Annotated in this window: 4 protein-coding genes; 3 read left to right on the plus strand and 1 reads right to left on the minus strand. The window is 47.1% G+C overall.

All coding sequences use genetic code 11. The features are described 5' to 3' along the window. A partial coding sequence (locus tag RMO84_RS09840; protein WP_310488288.1) for a response regulator occupies positions 1-425 on the minus strand: 425 nt, incomplete at its 3' end. 286 nt (positions 426-711) lie between these two features. Between RMO84_RS09840 and RMO84_RS09845 the strand changes: the two genes are divergently transcribed. The 3 genes from RMO84_RS09845 to RMO84_RS09855 all read left to right on the plus strand — a co-directional run. Continuing rightward, a complete protein-coding gene (locus tag RMO84_RS09845) occupies positions 712-2,064 on the plus strand; it encodes an AAA-like domain-containing protein (RefSeq protein WP_310488289.1) in 1,353 nt (450 codons plus the stop codon). A gap of 274 nt (positions 2,065-2,338) precedes the next feature. After that, a complete protein-coding gene (locus RMO84_RS09850; protein ID WP_310488290.1) occupies positions 2,339-4,252 on the plus strand; it encodes an FAD-dependent oxidoreductase in 1,914 nt (637 codons plus the stop codon). Positions 4,253-4,271: 19 nt separating this feature from the next. Then, positions 4,272-4,531, plus strand: a 260-nt coding sequence (locus tag RMO84_RS09855) for a hypothetical protein (RefSeq protein ID WP_310488291.1), incomplete at its 3' end; no start/stop codon positions are given.

A 4,531-nucleotide genomic window follows, 5' to 3' on the forward strand; every position in this document is an offset into this window, starting at 1 on the left:
GGCTTGTGTAGATAGTCTTCGGCTCCGAGTTCGATACATCTGAGGGCAACATCGATCGTCTCTGGCGTGGAGATGGCAATCGCGGGAATGTACTTTAATTTCCGATTTTGCTTGAGCTGTTGGAGTAAATCTAACCCATCACTTCCAGGCATCAGGACATCGATCGCAATCAGATCGAAGGGAATCGCGTTGAGCAGTCGCAAGGCTTGTGCGGCATTAGTGGCAGTCGCTACCACGTAACCTTGCTGTTTTAATTGGCGTGCGAGTAAGTCACAATCGTCCGGATTATTATCGATCGCTAAAATCGTGCCACCCCGCACTGGCTGTGCTGGATATTCCCGATCGAGTGGAGCTGTTGCCAAGCGATCTACTAAGAGTGGGGGCGAACTCGACACTGGGGCTGTCAACCGACGATCCTGGAGCATTTTAGAAATACCTCTACGCGGGGATACAGTACTAACGATCGCCAGACCCCTGGTTAGATTCGCCCGATCGAATCGAGTTCTAACCGTGCTGGCTCATGCCATATATCGATTAAACTCCACCGCTAACTGAGTTAAAACCTGACTTGTAACTGACTTATGACTGACTTGTAACTGACTTATGTAGGCACGAGTGGCCGCCTCGTCATTTACTAATTTTTGTATATCTCATGCCTACAGTGAATCTGAATTATAGTGTAAGATTGAAACACCATTGGCTACAGGTTCTATGCCCAGATCCCTCAGAGTTCAACAGGATTGCATTCATAAGGTCAAATTGGCACTCAGTCGTAACGGTTTTCCCAGCCAACGTTCGCTCGCTGAAGATGTCGGGTTTGCGCTGGCGACAGTCAGTAATTTCTTGACTGGTAAACCTGTGGACTACACGACTTTTGAAGAACTCTGTCGTAAATTAGGACTCAATTGGCGAGAGATTTCCACGCTGGAGTTAGAGTTTTCGGCTCAGGATCTCGATCGAGATCCCGAACATCGCCCTCCCAATCGCGACGTCGATCTCAGCTCGATCGAGCCTGACTCAGATACGTCGCCTCAATATCCCAACGGCGCAGTCCCCATCGGCTCCCCTTATTATTTAGAGCGAACTGCGGTGACAGCGCAGATCGATCGAGAAATTAGGAAACCAGGAGCCTTGGTGCGGATCAAAGCTCCCCAAGAAATGGGCAAGACATCGCTCCTCATGCGGGTGCTCGACACAGCCAAAGGCTTGGGATACCAAACAGTCAGCCTGAACATCGCCCAAGTTGATGCCACAACTTTGAGCGATCTCGATCGATTTTTACGTTGGCTCTGTGCGAATGTCGCGCGCCAGCTGCAACTCAAGCCGATGCTAGCTGAATATTGGGACGAAGATATCGGCAGCAAGATTAGTTGCAGTGCTTATTTCCAAGACTATTTATTAGCGCAAATCGACACTCCGCTGGTATTGGCGTTGGATGAAGCGAATCGGATTTTCGAGCATCCGCAGATCGCCAAGGATTTTTTTCCGCTGCTGCGCTTTTGGTATGAGGAAGCCAAAACACTACCGATTTGGCAAAAGCTCCGGCTGATAGTAGTGCATTCGACCGAAATTTACATCCCCTTGCAGATTAACCAGTCGCCATTCAATGTCGGATTGCCGATTCAGTTACATAATTTCTCGCAAACAGAGGTGCAGCAATTAGCGCGCAGCTATGGCATCGACTGGGAGGATGGCGTGGCCGCCGGACAACTGAGGGATCTAGTCGGGGGTCATCCCGCACTGGTCAACTTAGCACTCTATCACCTCAGTCGCGAGGATCTGACACTGGCACAACTTTTAAAAACTGCACCTACAGCTAGCGGCATTTATCACCATCACTTGCAACGTCATTGGGTCAGTCTCGAAGCACAGCCAGAATTATTACTCGCCCTGAATGCGGTGATGAATGCCACTGAGCCAGTAGATCTAGAACCGATCGTTGCCTACAAATTAAGTAGTATGGGATCGGTGCGGCTATTAGACGACAAAGCAATTCCTGCCTGTGAATTGTATCGGCTATTTTTCTTGAAAAATAACAACTTTGCTTCCCAAGTTGCCGTTTAAAGCCGATGTTTTTAATTTAAGCACTCAGATAAGTTAGTACAAGAAATATCTATTTCCATTTTTACAAAAGCTCGATCGCAAATGCTCCAGAGAGTAGTGAATTCAAGATTTAGATCGCTAGTGAAGAGCTACACTTCACGGTTGCAGGGTTTCAACAGTTCGTGACCGATAGAAGGGAAGCTTATTGTTTTCTACCTATTATTACGACACTCACATACATTGCCGATCGGTAAATCGATAACCAAATAATCTGACAATAATCTTGGAGTTTACAATGCAAAAAAAACACAAAGTTGCAATCTTAGGTGGTGGTGTTGCGGGCATGAGTGCGGCGCACGAATTGGCAGAACGCGGTTTTGATGTAGTTGTCTACGATACCCGCGATATTCCTGGTGGCAAAGCGCGCAGTATTCCCGTGCCAAACAGTGGGATTGATGGCAAGAAATCGCTGCCAGGAGAACATGGATTTAGATTTTTCCCAGGGTTCTATCAACATATTACCGATACGATGAAGCGTATCCCTTATAAGAATAACCCGCTTGGTGTATTCGACAATCTGACCGATGCCACCCGGATTGCCATTCCCCGATTCGATCGCGAGGGGCTAACCATACCAGCAAAAGTGCCGACAAGTAGCACCGATCTCCGAGTGCTAGTCGATGCATTCTTGCAATTAATTTCTCAACAGGCGGGACTCCAAGCCGGAGAATTACAATTCTTTTCCCAAAAAATCTGGCAGCTAATTACCAGTTGTCACGAACGCCGGATTGGTGAGTATGAAAAAATTGATTGGTGGACTTTTGTTGAAGCACATCGCTTCTCTGCGGAATATCAAAGTTTATTGGCTAAAGGACTCACTGAGTCGTTGGTGGCTTCCAAAGCCAAGCTCGCTAGTACTAAAACTGTCGGCGATATTTTCTTACAACTAGTACTCGATCTGATTAATCCGACGATTAGTACCGATCGATTATTAAATGGCCCGACCAATGAAGTTTGGATCGAACCTTGGCTGGCGCATTTACGCAGTTTTGGAGTTGATTACAATTCCAATAGTCAAGTGGCGGCAATTAATTATGATTCTGAACAGGGCCGAATTAATAGTGCTACCATTCGAGATCTAACGACCGATCGCACCTACGAAGTTCGCGCCGATTATTATATTTCGGCGGTGCCGGTAGAAGTGATGGATCGCCTGATTATCGACAGCAGCCTCCATCACTACGATACTACCTTCACAAATATTCGGGCATTAGCCAAGTGTGTGGCGTGGATGAATGGGATTCAATTTTATCTCACTGAGGATGTGTCACTTACATACGGGCACATTCTCATGGTAGATACGCCCTGGGCATTAACGGCGATTTCTCAAAAACAATTCTGGCCGGATGTCGATCTGAGTGAATATGGCGATGGTCGCGTTAAAGGGATTATTTCTGTCGATATCTCTGATTGGGGTACGGATAATATCGGTGAGGATCCCAACGAAAGTATCGGCATTTTGTATGGAAAAAAAGCCAGAAACTGCACGAATGAAGAAATCAAAGCCGAAGTTTGGGCGCAAATGAAGAAAAGCTTCAATGTGAATGGTCGCGAAATCCTCAAAGACGAACATCTACATAGTTGGTTTCTCGACTCGGATATTATCGATCCAGCGCGACATTTCTTGGACGAACTCAATACTAAAGAGAAACAACAAGTCACAATTCCGGTGGAAACGCTGGCCAAAAAGACCCCAGAATTGAACGATAAAGAACGCACTGCCAAAACATTATTGAGATCGCTTTCAGACCTTGGCTCGGTGGTCAAAATGCCCCAAGAAAATGGCGAACTCATCTATCGATCGGCTCTAAATGTCACGAGCAAGAGTAATCTAGAACCACTATTAGTCAATCTAGTCAATACCTGGAAACTGCGACCGGAAGCATATACCCGCATTCCCAATCTCTTTCTCGCCTCCGACTACGTGCGCACCAATACCGATCTCGCCACGATGGAAGGTGCAAACGAAGCCGCGCGCCGTGCTGTGAACGCGATTCTCGAAGCTACGGGAAATCCCGCTCCCCGTTGTAAAATTTGGGAACTCCACGAACCAGAAATCTTCGCCCCCTTCCGCTGGCACGATCGGTCGCGCTATCAACAAGGCTTGCCGTGGGAAGATGTGTTAGGGTTGAAACGAATTTTGACTTAAAGAACTTAGAGGCTCAGCGATGCTCGCATTTCCCGATCGCCAAGATTTGGTACAAATTTATGAAAGTGCCAATTCGATTGTCTATCGATCGATCGGTAGTCTGGGAGATCGACCAGCGATCCTCAAAGTCCTCAGATCGGATTGCCCTACTCCCGGAGAACTGACTCGATACAAGCAAGAATATGCGATCGTGCGTTCTTTGCAATTAGAGGGTGTCGTTCGCGCCTACGATCTGCAAAAACATCACAATACTTTAGTGATGTTTTTGGAAGATTTTGG

Origin of the sequence: Chamaesiphon sp. VAR_69_metabat_338, from assembly GCF_031423935.1 — a bacterium.
Taxonomy (GTDB): domain Bacteria; phylum Cyanobacteriota; class Cyanobacteriia; order Cyanobacteriales; family Chamaesiphonaceae; genus Chamaesiphon.